Consider the following 15,747-nt stretch of genomic DNA (forward strand, 5'->3'; position numbering starts at 1 on the left):
CCCCGGGGGGGCGGCCCCACCCAGACCCGCGCGGGGGGCCGCCCGGCGCGGGGGCGCCCCCCGTCCGCATCCGCGAAGGGGAGAGATGGGCGTTTTCTTCACGTGGATCGGGATGCTGCATCCCGTCCTCCAGGCGATCGTGGTCGTCCTGGTCTTCCTCGCCGTCGTGGCGCTGATCCTCTTCCTCGTCGACATCGCACCCCGCTCCGGCACGGTGTACACCTGGATCCGCCTCGCGATGTGCGTGCTGATCCCCGTGATCGTCGCGGTCCTCTTCAACTCCCTGCTGTGGGCGACCATCGTGGCCGCCGTCCTCGGGGCGGGGCTCTTCCTGCTGGATCTCCGGTCCCGGCAGGGCAGCGGCTACCTCATCCAACTCGTCGCCTTCCTCACTCCCGCCGCGCTGCTGCTGCTCGTGGGGCTGATCATCCCGTCGCTCAAGACCTTCGTCGCGTCGTTCATGAACGCGGCGGGCAACAAGTTCATCGGCTTCGACAACTTCGCGTGGGTGTTCACGCAGCCCGACGGCATCCGCGTCGTCGCCAACACGATCGTCTGGGTGCTGCTCGTCCCGACCGTCTCGACGATCGTCGGTCTTGCGTATGCGGTCTTCATCGACCGGACCCGGGGCGAGAAGATCTACAAGGTCCTCGTCTTCATGCCGATGGCGATCTCGTTCGTCGGCGCGAGCATCATCTTCAAGTTCGTCTACGCGTACCGGGATGCGCAGTACCAGCAGATCGGTCTTCTGAACCAGATCCTCGTGTGGCTCGGGATCCCGCCGCAGCAGTTCCTCCTCAATTCGCCGTGGAACACCGGGTTCCTCATCGTCGTGCTGATCTGGGTGCAGACCGGGTTCGCGATGGTCGTGCTCTCCGCATCCATCAAGGGTGTGCCGACCGAGCTGCTCGAGGCCGCCCAGCTCGACGGCGCGAACCCGTGGCAGCGGTTCCGGTCGGTCACCGTCCCCGCCATCCGCCCGGCGATCATCGTGGTGCTCACGACCATCTCCATCGCCGCGCTCAAGGTCTTCGACATCGTCCGCACCATGACGGGCGGCAATTTCGAGACGTCGGTGCTCGCCAACGAGATGTACACGCAGTTCACGAACTTCGAAGCGGGTCGCAGCGCAGCGTTCGCCGTGATCCTGTTCGTGCTGATCCTGCCGATCATCATCTACAACGCCCGACAGATCGCGAAGCAGCGGGAGGTCCGATGAGCGAGGTCATGCCGGTCGATCTGCCGGTCGACACCGAAGCGCAGACGACGCTCGGCCGCGGCGTGCGCCGCATGGAGAACTCGGCGCGACGTACCCGCAAGACGCTGTCGAAGCCGTGGGCGTCCGCGGCATCCATCGTCATCGCCGTCGTGTGGACCATCCCGACGTTCGGTCTGTTCGTCTCGTCGTTCCGGCCCCAGGTGCTCATCGAGACGACGGGCTGGTGGACGTTCTTCCAGAACCCGCAGGTGACGCTCGACAACTACATCAAGGTCCTCGACGCCGGCAACACGCAGTTGACGATGGCCGACGCCTTCGTCAACTCGATCGCGATCACGATCCCGGCGACGATCGTTCCGCTGACGATCGCAGCGCTCGCCGCCTACGCGTTCGCGTGGATCGACTTCAAGGGACGCAACCTCGTCTTCATCTTCGTGTTCGCCCTGCAGATCGTGCCGATCCAGATGGCGCTGATCCCGCTCCTGAGCTCGTTCTCGCGCGGCATCAACCTGTTCGGCCTGCAGGCGACCGAGCCGCTCGGCGTCGCGGGCGGGTACGCGCAGGTGTGGATCGCGCACTCGATGTTCGCGCTGCCGCTCGCGATCTACCTGCTCCACAACTTCATGTCGGAGATCCCGGCGGACATCATCGAGGCCGCACGCGTGGACGGCGCCTCGCGCGGGCAGATCTTCTTCCGGATCGTGCTGCCGCTGACGATGCCGGCAATCGCCTCGTTCGCGATCTTCCAGTTCCTCTGGGTGTGGAACGACCTGCTCGTCGCCCTGATCTTCGCGGACGGCGAGGTCGCGCCGATCACGAAGCTGCTCGCAGAGATCACCGGATCGAAGGGCAACGACTGGTCGCTGCTGACGGCCGGTGCGTTCGTCGCGATCATCGTCCCGCTCATCGTCTTCTTCGCTCTGCAGCGCTACTTCGTGCGCGGGCTGCTCGCGGGCTCGACGAAGGGTTGACCACTACGTTGGACGCATGGATGCCGCCACCCTCGACGGACTGACCACTGCCGAGGTCGCCGAGCGCGTCGCGAACGGCGAGACGAACGCCTTCGATGCCGACACCAGCCGGACGTGGTGGAGCATCGTCCGCGCCAACGTCTTCACGCTGTTCAACGGCATCGTCATCGCGTGCTTCGCACTGCTGCTCCTCCTGGGGCACTGGCAGGACGCCCTCTTCGGCTTCGCCGCGATCTTCAACACCCTGATCGGCTGCTACCAGGAGATCCGCGCCAAGATCGCGCTGGATCGGCTCGCCCTCCTGCACGCGCCGCGTGCGCGGGTGCGCCGCGACGGGATCGACCTCGAGGTCGCGCAGGGCGACGTGGTCCTCGGCGACCTGCTCGTGCTGCGCGCGGGCGACCAGATCGCGGCAGACGCGGTCGTGCGGTCGGCCCGCGGCATGCAGGTCGACGAGTCGATGCTGACCGGTGAGTCCGACGCGGTGGACAAGACTCCCGGCGGCGAGATCCTGTCCGGATCCATCGTCGTCGGCGGTGAGGGGCTCGCGGAGGCGACGAAGGTCGGCGCGGACTCCTACGCGAACTCGTTCGCGCACGAGGCGCGGTCGTTCTCGATGATGCGCTCCGAGCTCAAGCGGAGCATCGACCGCGTCCTGACGTGGATCGGCTGGGCGATCGGCCCGGTCGCATTGCTCGTGACGAACTCGCAGGTGCAGATCCACGGCGGGTGGGCCGTCGCGCTGAAGGACGGCTCGTGGCGGGATGCGGCGGTCTCGTCGATCGCGATCATCATCGCGATGATCCCCCTGGGCCTCGTGCTGATGACGAGCATCGCGTTCGCCGTCGGCGCCGCGCGGCTCGCGACTCAGCAGGTGCTGGTGCAGGAGCTGCCCGCGGTGGAGGGCCTCGCCCGCGTGGACGTCATCTGCCTCGACAAGACCGGCACGCTCACCTTCGGCGACATCGGCTTCGATGCCGACCACCCGCTCGACATCACCCGACCCGGCGTCGAGGGATGGCGCGATGCGCTCGCGTGGTTCGGCGCCGCGCCGGACGCCAACGCCACCGCCCGCAGCATCGGGGACGGGCATCCCGTCACCCGGCCGCTCACCGCGCAGCGCAGCATCCCGTTCTCGTCCGCCCGGAAGTGGAGCGCCGTCTCGGTCGCCGAAGCGCCCGGCACGTGGGTGCTCGGCGCCCCGAGCCTCGTCTTCCCCGACGCCGCGCAGATCGCGGTGGAGTGGGAGGGCCCGTCGGCGGAGAACGGCGAGGCCTCGCTCGCGGACGTCGTGCGAGAGCTCGCCTCGCAGGGCAAGCGCACGCTGGTCCTCGCACACGGGGATGCGGCGCTGGACGACGCGCACGTCGATGCCGAGCGGCTCCCGCAGGTCTCGCCGGTCGCCCTCGTGACGCTCGTCGAGCAGGTGCGGCCGGATGCGGCGCAGACGCTGTCGTACTTCGCCGAGCAGGGGGTGACCGTCAAGATCATCTCGGGGGACAACCCCGACACCGTGGCCACGATCGCGCGTCGTGTCGGGCTCGAGGTCGAGGAGGGCATCGACGCGCAGACGCTGCCTGACGACGTCGACGCGCTCGCGGACGTCCTCGAGCGCAGCACCGTGTTCGGCCGCGTGACGCCCGACCAGAAGAAGGCGATGGTGACCGCCCTGCAGAGCCGTGGCCACACCGTCGCGATGACCGGCGATGGCGTGAACGACGCGCTCGCGATCAAGAACGCCGACATCGGCATCGCGATGGAGTCCGGGTCCGCCGCGACGAAGGCGGTGGCCCGACTGGTGCTGCTCGACGGACAGTTCTCGCATCTGCCCGGCGTCGTCGCCGAGGGGCGGCGCGTCACCGCGAACATCGAGCGCGTCTCGATGCTGTTCCTCACGAAGACGGCCTACGCGACCGCGATCGCGTTGCTGTTCGGCATCCTGCTGCTGCCGATCCCGTTCCTGCCGCGGCAGCTGTCGCTCACCGACGGACTGACGATCGGCATCCCCGCGTTCTTCCTCGCACTCCTGCCGAACGCCCGCCGCTACCGGCCGGGATTCCTGCGGCGGTCGCTGAGCTTCGCGATCCCCGCGGGGATCGTCGTCGGCGTGGCGCTGACCGCGTATTCGCGCATTGCGGGGGAGGCATGGGGCGTCGACCTCGACCACGTGCGCACGGGCGCGACCCTCATCGTCGCGTTCCTCGGATTGTGGGTCCTCGTGCTCGTCTCCCTGCCGTTCACGTGGATCAAGGCCGTGATCGTGGCGGCGATGGTCGCCGGGCTCGGCCTCGCGCTCGCGATCCCGTTCGTCGCGAACTTCTTCAAGATGACGCTGCCGACGGGCGACGCGCTGACGCTCGTGTGGTGGATCTCCGGTGCCGGCATCGTCCTGATCGGCATCGTGCGGGTGATCCAGCTCTCCTGGCTGCGTCGCACCGACCCGGAGGCGTGAGGGGTCAGTCCGCGCGCCGCACCGGCTGGAGCCGGAAGAGGCGCACGGTGCGCCCCGACGCGTCTTCGTACGTGCGGAACTTCGGCCACACGGCCTCGAGCCGCGCCCAGGCCTCATCCCGTTCGTCGTCGGGGATGAGACTCGCGCGCACCGACATTCGTCGCCCGCGCACCGTGATCGCGACATCGGGGTGCGCGAGGAGATTCGCCGTCCACGCGGGATGCGTCGCCCCGGCCCAGTTCGTGCCGGCGACGAGGGCGCGACCACGCCCGTCCGCCGCGTAGATGAGGTTGACATCCCGCGGCTGCCCGGACTTCGCGCCGATCGTGTGCAGCACGAGCGACGGCGCGATCAGCGTGGTCAGCTGCAGGCGCCCGCCGGAAAGACGCAGGAACAGCCGGTCGAGCCGAGGCATCACCACCGGGCCGACGTAGCGGCGGAAGAACCGGGTGCGTGACAGAAGGGCGACGCCGGCGCGCGCGGCCGGAACAGGGTCGGACATGGCCCCATCCTGTCGCATACGCTCCCGTACGGACGCCGCCGCCGTCACTAGGCTGACGACCATGACGGATGCCGATGTCACCGCCGCCGAGGCGGAGCTGAATCGACTGCGGGCCGAAGCGGAAGCCGCAGAAGCGCAGCTCAAGGCCGCGCAGGCCAAGGCCGCGCTCGCCGCGGCGGAGGCGGCCGCCGCGAAGGCGAAGGCGGATGCGGATGACCCAGCGCCGGCCCCCGCGCCCGCGCCGGCCACCGCGCCTTCCGCAATCGCCGAGCCTTCCGCAATCGCCGAGCCCTCCCCGGTCGCCGAGCCTGTCGAGGCGTCGCGGCCTGCCGCAGGCTCCGCGGGCGACCCCTCGACAAGCTCGGGGACCGAAGGCGTCGCCGCATCCGGCCCGCTCGATGCCTCCCAGGTCGCCGCCATCACGGCCGGCTACACCTTCGAGGGCGCGACCCTCGACCTCGGCGCCCTCATGAACACCGACCCGGTGCCGTCGGCGCAGATCCGCATTCCGCTCCAGATGATGAACCGCCACGGGCTCGTCGCCGGCGCCACCGGCACCGGCAAGACCCGCACGCTGCAGGGCCTCGCTGAACAGCTCGCCGCCAAGGGCGTGCCGGTCTTCGCCGCCGACATCAAGGGCGACCTCTCCGGCGTCGCGACGCCGGGAGACGCCAACGACAAGCTCCTCGCCCGCACGCAGGCCATCGGACAGGACTGGAAGCCCGAGGCATCCGTCACCGAGTACTACGCGCTCGGCGGCATCGGCAAGGGCGTCCCGGTGCGTGCGACCGTCAGCGGCTTCGGACCCTTGCTGCTGAGCAAGGTGCTCGGCCTCAACGCGACGCAGGAGTCGAGCCTCGGCCTCGTGTTCCATTACGCCGACAAGAACGGGCTCGCTCTCGTCGACCTGGCCGACCTGCGCACGCTGCTCACATATCTCACGGGCGACCAGGGCAAGGAGGAGCTCAAGGAGCTCGGCGGGCTCTCGTCCGCGACGGCCGGCGTCATCCTGCGCCAGCTCATCACGTTCGCCGACGGCGGCGCCGACGTCTTCTTCGGCGAGCCGGAGTTCGACGTCACGGACATCCTCCGGATCGCCCCGGACGGCCGCGGAATCATCAGCCTCCTCGAGGTGCCGGGCGTCGCGGACAAGCCGGCGCTCTTCTCGACGTTCCTCATGTATCTCCTCGCCGAGCTCTTCGAGCGGTTGCCCGAGGTCGGCGACCCCGACAAGCCGAAGCTCGTGTTCTTCTTCGACGAGGCGCACCTGCTGTTCAAGGATGCGTCGAAGGACTTCCTGCAGGCCATCACGCAGACCGTGCGTCTCATCCGCTCGAAGGGCGTCGGCGTGTTCTTCGTCACCCAGACGCCGAAGGACGTCCCCTCAGCCGTGCTCGCGCAGCTCGGCTCGCGTGTGCAGCACGCGCTCCGCGCCTTCACCCCCGACGACGCGAAGGCGCTGCGCGCGACCGTCGGAACCTACCCGAAGAGCGGGTACGACCTCGAGCGCATCCTGCAGGAGCTCGGCACGGGCGAGGCGATCGTCACGGTCATGAGCGAGAAGGGCGCACCGACGCCCGTGGCCTGGACGCGCCTGCGCGCCCCGCAGGGGCTCATGTCGCCGACACCGGACGCCCAGATCGACGCCGCGGTGGCCGCATCCCCGCTCATGCTCACCTACGGCACTCCGATCGATCCGGAGTCCGCGCACGAGATCCTCACCGCGCGGATGGAGGCGGCGACCCAGGCGGCTGCGGCCGAGCAGGCGGCCGCCGAGCAGGCGAAGGCGGATGCGGCGCAGGCGAAGGCGGATGCGGCGGCTGCCAAGCAGCAGGCCGCGGCCGATGCCGCCGCGGCCAAGCAGGCGGCCGCTCAGGAGAAGGCGCGCCAGGCCGAGTACGACCGGATCATGAAGCAGACCGCCGGCACCACTCGGACGAGCCGCACCACCCGCAGCACGCAGAAGTCGCCGATCGAAGAGATCTTGAACTCGAAGTCGACGCAGACGATCCTCACCGGCGTCATCCGCGGCCTCTTCGGCAACGGGAAGCGCTGACGTGCCCCGCATCCGCACCTTCCGGCCCGGCGACGAGGAAGCCCTCGCCGACATCTGCGTGCGCACGGGGGATGCCGGCGGCGACGCGACCGGCCGGTACTCCAGCGACGACCTGCTGCCCGCGATCTTCGTGCTGCCATACGTCGCCCGCCATCCCGACTTCGCGTGGGTCGTCGAGTCGGACGACGATCGCGTGACGGGCTACATCGTCGGCGCGCCCGACACGGACGCGTTCGACGCATGGTTCCGCGACGAGTGGTGGCCGCGGTACCACGCGCAGTTCCCACGGCCGGCGGAGGTCGTGACGGAGGAGGACGACATCGTCACCGGTGCATACCGGCGCGCCGAGACCCCATCCACGGCGGGGGAGAAGGGGTATCCCGCCCACCTCCACATCGACCTCCTGCCCGAGCTCCAGGGGCAGGGCTTCGGACGTCGCCTGATCGAGACGCTCATGGAGCGATTCAGGGATGCGGCCGTCCCCGGCGTGCACCTCATCGCCTCGGCGCGGAACACCGGCGCCGCCGCCTTCTATCCGCGCGTGGGCTTCACCCTCGTCCCGTCGGTGCCGGGCATTCTCGTCTACGTCCGGAAGCCCTGACGCGGTTCCTGACGCGTCACGCGAACGCGAACACAGGCGGGAAGACGACCACGACGATCGCCGACCACGCGAGGTAGACCGGCAGGAACGACGTCTGCCAGCGCTCCAGCGCGGCGATGCCCCCGCGGCCGCGTACGAACCGCACCTGCATCCACAGGGATCCGGTGAGGTTCACCAGCAGGATGGCGTTCAGCCCCAGCGACGCGATCTTGTTGGCGCTCGCCCCGAACGCGCCGACCCGGCTCGCCATCGCCACGAGGACGACGAGGTCGACGACGATGGCGCTCGCGACGAGCACGATCTGGAGCGTGTCGAACCATCCGGGTCGCAGGCTGTCGCCGCGTGCGGAGAGAGCGTAGAGGAGCAGGCCGACCACCACGATCAGCACGAGGTCGAAGATGATGAGGACCTCGCGCCGGGCGTCGACGAGCCCGCCGGTGGATGCCGCCTGCACGATGCCGGCCACGATGAGCGTGAGCAGCAGCGCGGTGAACAGCGGCGTGAACACCTTCGTCAGCACCGGGGCGATGTTCTCGATGACGGCCTGCTTCGCCTCGACCAGCCAGCCGGCGATGACCACCGCACCCGCCGCGCCGCACGGCACGAGCCAATTGCCGACGAAGGGGGTGGCGTCCATCCCCATCGCGGAGAAGACGCCGAGCGTGAGGGCCGCGAGCACGCCGCCGCCGAGCGCGAGCAAGGCGTAGTAGACGACCCACTCGCCCGTGAAGCGGATGAAGTCCATCCGGGGCCGGACGCCGCGCCACTCGCCGCGGGCGTACGCGACACCGGTGACGATCCAGAGCGCGACGCACGCGTGGACGGCGGCGAGGAACATCGTCGAGCCGTTCGCGACGAACGGATAGACGTTCAGCAGCACGGCGGCGGCGACGAAGGGGACGCCGACGGCGACGATCGTCGCGATCGATGCGCGCCGGCAGATCAGGAAGTACACGGCGAGCGCCGGGAGGAGCAGCACCGCCGCGTTGCGCACGATGTCGACCATCGGCAGACCGAACAGCGACGGCAGCTTCACCAGCACGGCCGCGGCGACCGCGAGGCCGATGGCGAGCCACAGTCCGCTCCCGCGGCGAGGGGCCGTCTCGGCGACCACCAGCTGCTTCCACAGGCGGTCACTGTGCTCGCGCGCGAACTCGCGGGAGAGGTCGTCGAGCCGACCCATGCGGGAGACGGCGATCAGGAACGCCTCGTCTTCGGAGAGGCCCGATCCCTCGAGCCCGTCGATCTGGTCGCGCAGATGCTCCTCGAGCTCCGCGACGTCGGTGCCGATGGCCTCGCGCCGGGCCACGTATCCTCGCCACTCGGCGATGCGCTCCTCGAGCCCCATGTCAGGCACCCGCCGGTGCGAACGATGAGCGATCGTCCCAGATACGCGAGAGCGCGTCGCTGACGACGGTCCACTGGCGGTGGTGGTCGGCGAGGGCGGCGGTGCCGGCGGAGCTCAGCCGGTAGTGCTTCCGGGGCCGCCCCGTGGGCGAGGATCCCCACGCGGCCTCGATCTGCCCCTGGCGTTCGAGGCGGTGCAGCAGGGGGTACAGCATCCCGTCGCTCCATTCGAGCTGGCCGTCGGAGAGCGCGCTCACCCGCTGCAGGATGGCGTAGCCGTATGACTCGCCCTCCGAGAGGATCCCCAGGACGAGGGGCGTCGCGGCGGCCGCGACGAGGTCTTTGCCGATGCGCATCGAGATACCTCGCAGTTCTATGTACCTTGCAGCTCAAGGTATCACGTCGGTCCGCGCGGCGCGCCCCTACGATGGGAGACGAACGAGGAGGTTCGGCCATGGCGCGCAAAGCTCCGACCACCGATATCGACGAGGCGAAGACCCGAACGGGTTCGCGGAAGAAGGTCGCTGTCGGCGTGCCTGCCGTGATGCACGCGCTCGAGATCTCCTACGACCAGATGGGCGTGACCCGCAGTGTGCAGACGCTCCTGCGGGTCAACCAGAAGGACGGCTTCGACTGCCCGGGATGCGCGTGGCCCGAGGCCGATCACCGCCACATCGCCGAATTCTGCGAGAACGGCGCGAAGGCCGTCGCCGAGGAGGCGACGCTGCGGCGCGTCGGCCCCGAGTTCTTCGCGGAGCACTCGCTTGCCGACCTCTCCGAGCACGACGACTGGTGGCTCGGCCAGCAGGGCCGGCTGACGCATCCCATGATCCTCGACGAGGGCGCCACGCACTATCGGCCCATCTCGTGGGACGAGGCGCTTCGCGAGATCGCCGACGCGCTCCGCACGGTCGAGCCCGACGAGGCCGTGTTCTACACGTCGGGGCGCACGTCGAACGAGGCCGCGTTCCTGTACCAGCTGCTCGTGCGCGGCATCGGCACGAACAACCTGCCGGACTGCTCGAACATGTGCCATGAGTCATCCGGCTCCGCCCTCACCGAGACGCTCGGCATCGGCAAGGGCACGGTCTCACTAGAGGACGTGTGGGATGCGGATCTCCTCATCGTCGCCGGCCAGAACCCCGGCACGAACCACCCGCGCATGCTGACGGCGCTCGAGAAGGCGAAGGGGCGCGGGGCGACCGTCATCGCCGTCAATCCGCTGCCGGAGGCCGGGCTCGTGCGGTTCGAGAACCCGCAGACGGTGAAGGGTGTGATCCTCGGCGGCACGAAGATCGCGGATCAGTTCCTGCAGATCCGCCTCGGCGGCGACCAGGCGCTCTTCCAGGCGATCGGCAAGCACCTGCTCGAGGCGGAGGAGTCTCGCGGCGGCGTCCTCGACCATGACTTCATCGCAGCGCACACGAGCGGCTTCGACGAATACAAGCGGGCGATGGCGGATGTCTCGTGGTCCGAGCTCGTGAAGGCCACGGGACTGCCCGAGCAGACTCTTCGGCGCGCGGGCGAGGCGGTGCGCACGTCCCCGTCGACGATCGTCTGCTGGGCGATGGGTCTCACTCAGCACAAGCACGCGGTGGCGACGCTTCGCGACGTCGTCAACGTCCTGCTCCTCCAGGGCAACATCGGGCGCAAGGGCGCAGGCGTGTGCCCCGTCCGGGGGCACTCGAACGTGCAGGGCGACCGCACGATGGGCATCTACGAGAAGCCCTCGGAGGCGTTCCTCGCAGCCCTCGACCGGGAGTTCGCCTTCAGCGCGCCGCGCAGGCACGGCTACGACACGGTCGAGGCGATCAAGGCGATGCGCGATGGGAAGGTCCGCGTCTTCATGGCGATGGGCGGCAACTTCGTCTCCGCGACGCCCGACACGCTCGTCACCGAGACGGCCCTGCGCACCACGGATCTCACCGTGCAGGTCTCCACGAAGCTCAACAGATCGCACGTCATCGTCGGCAGCCGGGCGATCATCCTCCCGACCCTCGGCCGCACCGACCGCGACCTGCGCGGCGGGGTCGAGCAGAAGGTCACCGTGGAGGACTCGATGAGCGCGGTGCACTCCTCGCGCGGCCGGCTCGTCCCGCCGGCCGACGACATGCTGAGCGAGGTCGCGATCCTCGCGCGTCTGTGCGCGCTCGTCTTCGACGGACGGACGGATGCGCCGCAGGCCGACTGGTCGGCGCTGGAGACCGACTACACCGGCATCCGCTCGCACATCGAGAACGTGGTCCCCGGCTTCGGCGGGTTCGAGGGGAAGATCGACAAGGGCCGCACGTTCGTGCTGCCCAACGGGCCGCGCGATGCCCGCACCTTCCACACCGCAACAGGCAAAGCGATGTTCACGGTCAATCCGCTCGAATATCCCCGCATCCCGCGCGGGAGGCTCCTGCTGCAGACCCTCCGCTCGCACGACCAGTACAACACGACGGTCTACGGCAAGGATGACCGGTACCGCGGCATCCACGGCGGCCGTCGTGTGATCCTCGTCAACGCGCACGACATCGGCTCCCTCGGCTTCGCGGAGGGCGACATCGTCGACCTCGTGTCCGAGTGGCAGGCGCCGGACGGCACGACCGAGGAGCGCCGGGCGGACGAGTTCCGCATCGTGGCCTACGACACGCCCAGGGGCAACGCGGCCGCGTACTACCCCGAGACGAATGTCCTCGTCCCGCTCGAGTCGGTCGCCGACGTCAGCGGGACGCCGACCTCGAAGTCCGTCGTCGTGCGACTCGTGCGCCGCTCGTAGACTGCGGGGATGCAGGCATCCGTCATCACCGTCTCCGACCGTTCGGCCGCGGGAGAGCGGGTGGATGCGGGCGGCCCGCTGGCGGTCGCCGCCCTCCGCGAAGCAGGGTGGGAGTGCGGCGATGCCGCGATCGTCCCGGACGGCGCCGATAACGTCGAGACGGCGCTGCGGGTCGCGCTCGCGGCGGGTGCGCGCCTCATCGTGACGACGGGCGGCACGGGCGTCGGCCCGCGCGACCGCACGCCGGAGGGCACCCTTCCGGTGCTCGACCGCGAGGTCCCCGGGATCGCGGAGGAGCTCCGCCGTCAGGGCGCCGCGATCATGCCCGCCGGCATGCTGACGCGCGGACTCTCCGGTGTCGCGGGAGGCGCGCTCGTCGTGAACCTCCCGGGCTCACCGGGAGCCGTGCGCGACGGGATGCCCGTCATCCTGTCCGTCGCCGCCCATGTGATCTCCCAGCTCGGGGGCGGAGACCATTAGTTCTCCCAGCCGGCTGCCATCTGAGAGATCTCGGCGACCGTTGCACGGACGTCTTCCGGCGAACCGCCGCGACGTCCGGCGACGAGTCCCGCGACATATGCGCTGAACGGCGCCGCAGGCCGGGCGACTCCGCGCGACACATCGCCGGCGAGGTCCAGGATCAGCGCGATCGGCACATCGTCGGGCGCGAGGCCGAACCGTTCGCGCAGCGCGTCCGCCCACGCGTCGAGGGCTTCCGGGGGAAGGTGGTTGTCGCTCATTCGTCCTCCTCGATCTGCCGCACATCCTCCCACGTGTCGATATCGCGCGCGGCGGCGGGCGCGGCGACGACGGCGATCGCGAGATCGTCGAGGAGCGCGCGCACGGACGCGTCCCGCCCGCGGTCGGGGAGGAGGGATGCCGCGCCGCGCAGCGCGGCGGTCCGGTAGAGACCGGTCAGCCATTGCGGTCTGCCCGAGGCATCCGCGAGGCATACGCCGTCCGTGTCCGCCGGGAACAGGTCGATGGACGCGGCCAGCACAGCGACCGCGTCACCGGCGAACGGGAGATCGCACGCGAGGACGTACGTCCACTCCGCGTCCATGAGGTCGAGCGCTGCCACGATCGCCGCGGCGGGGCCCGCGAACGGAGGATCCTCGCGCACCCAGACGGGCGCGGCGCCCGAGACGGATGACTCGGGACCTGCGATCACGATCGGCTCGCATCCGCTGACCGCATCCACCGCCCACTGCAGGAGGGCGCGCCCGCGGACCTCCACGCGGGGCTTGTCGATCCCGCCCATGCGCGTCGCGCGGCCGCCCGCGAGGAGGATCGCGCCGGCGTTCACGACATCCCCACGAGCATCGCCTCGACGAGGTCGCCGACGCGGACCTCCTCGACGTCCTCGGGAACGACCACGAACGCGTCCGTGTAGGCGAGCGCGGTCGTGGAGTGCGCGCCCCCCGCCGGACGGACCGTCCAGCCGCGAGGATCGGTCCGGTCGATCGTCGCCGGGACGAGATGCCGGTGGCCGGCGCGCGATCTCCAGCCCTCCGCGGCGCGCAGCAGCAATCGGGGTCGGTGCAGCTCGCGCCTGCCCTGCATCGCGAGGAGCGCAGGCCGGACGAAGACCTCGAACGAGACGGCGGCGCCGATCGGGGTGCCCGGCAGGCCGAACGCGAGTGCGCCGGATGCCAGCCGCCCGAAACCCTGCGGACGGCCGGGCCGCATCGCGACCGTCACGAACTCCATCCCGCCGATCGGCTCGAGGGTGTTGCGGACGACCTCGTAGGCGCCGGTGCCGACTCCACCCGATGTGATGACGACGTCCGCGCCCGCCGCCGTCGCGTCCTCCAGCGCGCGTTCGAACTCGGCATTCACGTCGGGCACGGTCGCCACGAGGACGAGGTCGGCGCCGGCATCCTCGGTCAACCGGCTGAGCATGGGAGCGTTCGACTCGGGGATCATCCCGCGGCGGAGCGGAGCGCCCGGGGCAGCCAGCTCCGATCCGGTCGAGACGACGGCGACCCGGGGGCGCCGCGCGACGACCACCTCGGTGACGCCGGCAGCGGCGATCGACCCCAGCTGCAGGGCGCCGAGTGCGACGCCCGCTCTCACCACCTCGACTCCCGTACGGACGTCCTCGCCCGACGGACGGACATGCTGCCCGACAGTGGGAGCGCGGACGACGTCGACGTCGGGACCGCCGAAGAGCCCCGCGCTCGTGTGCTCCAGCGGCACGACGGCGTCCGCCGCCGTCGGCACGGGCGCGCCCGTCATGATCCGCGCGGCCTCACCCTGAGCGAGTGGGGGATCGAGCTCGGTCCCCGCGGGCAGGTCGGCGATGACGCGCAGGCGCGCGGGCGATTCGGGAGACGCGGATGCCGCATCCACCGCCCGCACAGCGAACCCGTCCATCGCCGAGCTCCGGAAGCCGGGAGCGTCGGTCGGTGCGACCACGGGTACGGCGAGCGTGCTCCCCGCGGCGTCGCGCAGGAGCACCGTGGTCGACTCGAGTGGAGTGACGGCCGCCAGCACTTCAGCGAGATGCTCGTCGACGGTGCGATGTGCTCGGGCGGGCATACCGCCAGGGTAGTTCGGGCTTAGGGTTGGCGCATGGGACGCCTCACGATGCGTCGACCGGTGCGCAGGATCCGGCTGGATGCGGGGGAGACCCGCCGTATCGACACGCTCGCGGTCGAGGAGCCGCTCGAGATCCGTGTGGGCGGTCAGCCGCTCGCGGTCACCATGAGGACGCCCGGCCACGACGTGGAGCTCGCCGCCGGATTCCTCGTCTCCGAGGGCGTGATCTCGAGCACGGACCAGTTCCGCTCCGCCATCCACTGCGGAGGTCCGGGGACCTCGGGCGGCGGCGAGAACACGTACAACGTCCTGGATGTCGCCCTCGCGTCGCACGTGCATGTCCCCGTGGCCGAGCTGGCGCGCAGCATGTACACGACGAGCTCGTGCGGAATCTGCGGCAAGGCGTCGATCGATGCGGTCCGAACCGTGTCGGCTTTCGATGTCGCGGAGGATGCGACCGTCGTCGACGCCGCGCTCCTGGCCACCTTCCCCGATGCGTTGCGTGCCGAGCAGGCGGTGTTCGAGAAGACCGGCGGCCTGCACGCGGCGGCCTTGTTCGATGCGCACACGGGGAAGCTCCTCGTGCTGCGTGAAGACGTCGGGCGGCACAACGCCGTCGACAAGGTGGTCGGGTGGGCGCTCCTCGAAGGACGCCTCCCGTTGCGCGGCCGCGTCCTGATGGTGTCGGGCCGCGCGGGCTTCGAGCTTGCGCAGAAGGCGGTGATGGCCGGCGCTCCGATCCTCGCTGCGGTGTCGGCTCCGTCGTCGCTCGCGGTGGAGATGGCGGCGGATGCCGGACTCACGGTGGTGGGGTTCCTCCGCGGTCCGTCGATGAACGTCTACGCGGGTTTCGAGCGGGTGCAGGTGGACGCCGCCGCTCCCGTCGTCACCGCATGATGGGGCACGACACGCCCGGGGGGTCGGCCCGATTTGTGGGGTGTCCTGATTCCCCGTAATGTTCTTGTTGTTCGCCCCAAAGGGTAGAGCGGAGGGCCGGAAGGCCTGGCTCCCCTCAAGCAGCGGACAAGAACCCCATCTGATGTCACACACCTTGTGTGTGGACTTGCCTCCGGGCTAGGGTGGGTGCTTCTCCGTTGTCCAGACGGGCGTTTCGACGCTCCGAACGGCGCGGATCGCGGTTTGACACCGCGATCGCGAACGGCTAAGCTTGAGAAGTTGCCCCGAGAGAGGCGCCGGGAGGTGCTGATGCGGGTGCGTCCGATCCTTGAGAACTCAACAGCGTGCACTTGTCATATGCCAAATTATCCTCGTCGGGTCTTTGACCTGGTGAGAATTC

General features: G+C 69.9%; 14 protein-coding genes. 8 read left to right on the forward strand and 6 right to left on the reverse strand.

All coding sequences use genetic code 11. From position 1 onward, the window contains the following. Positions 1-85: 85 nt before the first annotated feature. From QSV35_RS18665 to QSV35_RS18675, 3 genes are read left to right on the forward strand one after another with little or no spacing between them, the layout of a single operon-like run. On the forward strand, positions 86-1,219 hold the full coding sequence (locus QSV35_RS18665; RefSeq protein WP_286290445.1) for a carbohydrate ABC transporter permease: 1,134 nt from the start codon (positions 86-88) through the stop codon (positions 1,217-1,219). After that, on the forward strand, positions 1,216-2,190 hold the full coding sequence (locus tag QSV35_RS18670; protein ID WP_286290446.1) for a carbohydrate ABC transporter permease: 975 nt from the start codon (positions 1,216-1,218) through the stop codon (positions 2,188-2,190). Before QSV35_RS18665 ends, QSV35_RS18670 begins: the two co-directional genes overlap by 4 nt. Positions 2,191-2,206: 16 nt before the next feature. After that, the gene (locus tag QSV35_RS18675; protein WP_286290447.1) at positions 2,207-4,642 is read left to right on the forward strand and encodes an HAD-IC family P-type ATPase; all 2,436 of its coding nucleotides are present in this window, start codon (positions 2,207-2,209) and stop codon (positions 4,640-4,642) included. A gap of 4 nt (positions 4,643-4,646) precedes the next feature. Here the strand turns inward: QSV35_RS18675 and QSV35_RS18680 are convergent, their stop codons facing one another. Beyond that, on the reverse strand, positions 4,647-5,144 hold the full coding sequence (locus QSV35_RS18680) for a nitroreductase family deazaflavin-dependent oxidoreductase (protein ID WP_286290448.1): 498 nt from the start codon (positions 5,142-5,144) through the stop codon (positions 4,647-4,649). A 61-nt stretch (positions 5,145-5,205) separates the two neighbouring features. Here QSV35_RS18680 and QSV35_RS18685 point away from each other — a divergent pair, with 61 nt between their 5' ends. Together QSV35_RS18685 and QSV35_RS18690 are read left to right on the forward strand one after the other, a co-directional pair. Beyond that, a complete protein-coding gene (locus tag QSV35_RS18685; protein ID WP_286290449.1) occupies positions 5,206-7,200 on the forward strand; it encodes a helicase HerA-like domain-containing protein in 1,995 nt (664 codons plus the stop codon). Position 7,201: 1 nt separating this feature from the next. After that, positions 7,202-7,801: a GNAT family N-acetyltransferase gene (locus QSV35_RS18690; protein WP_286290450.1), complete on the forward strand. Its 600-nt coding sequence runs from the start codon at positions 7,202-7,204 to the stop codon at positions 7,799-7,801. Positions 7,802-7,817: 16 nt separating this feature from the next. Here QSV35_RS18690 and QSV35_RS18695 read toward each other — a convergent pair whose 3' ends face one another. Beyond that, complete coding sequence (locus QSV35_RS18695; RefSeq protein WP_286290452.1) at positions 7,818-9,149, reverse strand: permease prefix domain 1-containing protein; 1,332 nt, start codon at positions 9,147-9,149, stop codon at positions 7,818-7,820. Position 9,150: 1 nt separating this feature from the next. After that, on the reverse strand, positions 9,151-9,504 hold the full coding sequence (locus QSV35_RS18700) for a PadR family transcriptional regulator (protein WP_286290453.1): 354 nt from the start codon (positions 9,502-9,504) through the stop codon (positions 9,151-9,153). Between the two features lie 98 nt (positions 9,505-9,602). Between QSV35_RS18700 and QSV35_RS18705 the strand changes: the two genes are divergently transcribed. Next, positions 9,603-11,909: an FdhF/YdeP family oxidoreductase gene (locus QSV35_RS18705; protein WP_286290454.1), complete on the forward strand. Its 2,307-nt coding sequence runs from the start codon at positions 9,603-9,605 to the stop codon at positions 11,907-11,909. Between the two features lie 9 nt (positions 11,910-11,918). Continuing rightward, on the forward strand, positions 11,919-12,389 hold the full coding sequence (locus QSV35_RS18710; RefSeq protein WP_286290455.1) for a MogA/MoaB family molybdenum cofactor biosynthesis protein: 471 nt from the start codon (positions 11,919-11,921) through the stop codon (positions 12,387-12,389). Here QSV35_RS18710 and QSV35_RS18715 read toward each other — a convergent pair. The 3 genes from QSV35_RS18715 to QSV35_RS18725 are packed head-to-tail and all read right to left on the reverse strand — an operon-like array spanning position 12,386 to position 14,450. After that, entirely contained in the window at positions 12,386-12,649 is a 264-nt protein-coding gene (locus QSV35_RS18715) for a DUF6457 domain-containing protein (protein ID WP_286290456.1), read from the reverse strand. The two genes, QSV35_RS18710 and QSV35_RS18715, sit on opposite strands and share 4 nt — an antisense overlap. Next, the gene (mobA, locus tag QSV35_RS18720; protein ID WP_286290457.1) at positions 12,646-13,215 is read right to left on the reverse strand and encodes a molybdenum cofactor guanylyltransferase; all 570 of its coding nucleotides are present in this window, start codon (positions 13,213-13,215) and stop codon (positions 12,646-12,648) included. Before mobA ends, QSV35_RS18715 begins: the two co-directional genes overlap by 4 nt. Then, positions 13,212-14,450 carry a molybdopterin molybdotransferase MoeA gene (locus tag QSV35_RS18725; protein ID WP_286290458.1) on the reverse strand — a complete coding sequence of 413 codons (1,239 nt, stop codon included), beginning with the start codon at positions 14,448-14,450 and terminating at the stop codon, positions 13,212-13,214. Before QSV35_RS18725 ends, mobA begins: the two co-directional genes overlap by 4 nt. A 33-nt stretch (positions 14,451-14,483) precedes the next feature. Between QSV35_RS18725 and fdhD the strand changes: the two genes are divergently transcribed. Further along, positions 14,484-15,347, forward strand: coding sequence for a formate dehydrogenase accessory sulfurtransferase FdhD (fdhD, locus tag QSV35_RS18730; RefSeq protein WP_286290459.1), 864 nt, complete (start codon positions 14,484-14,486; stop codon positions 15,345-15,347). The last annotated feature ends 400 nt before the right edge of the window (positions 15,348-15,747 follow it).

The organism is Microbacterium candidum, assembly GCF_030315975.1.
Taxonomy (GTDB): domain Bacteria; phylum Actinomycetota; class Actinomycetes; order Actinomycetales; family Microbacteriaceae; genus Microbacterium; species Microbacterium candidum.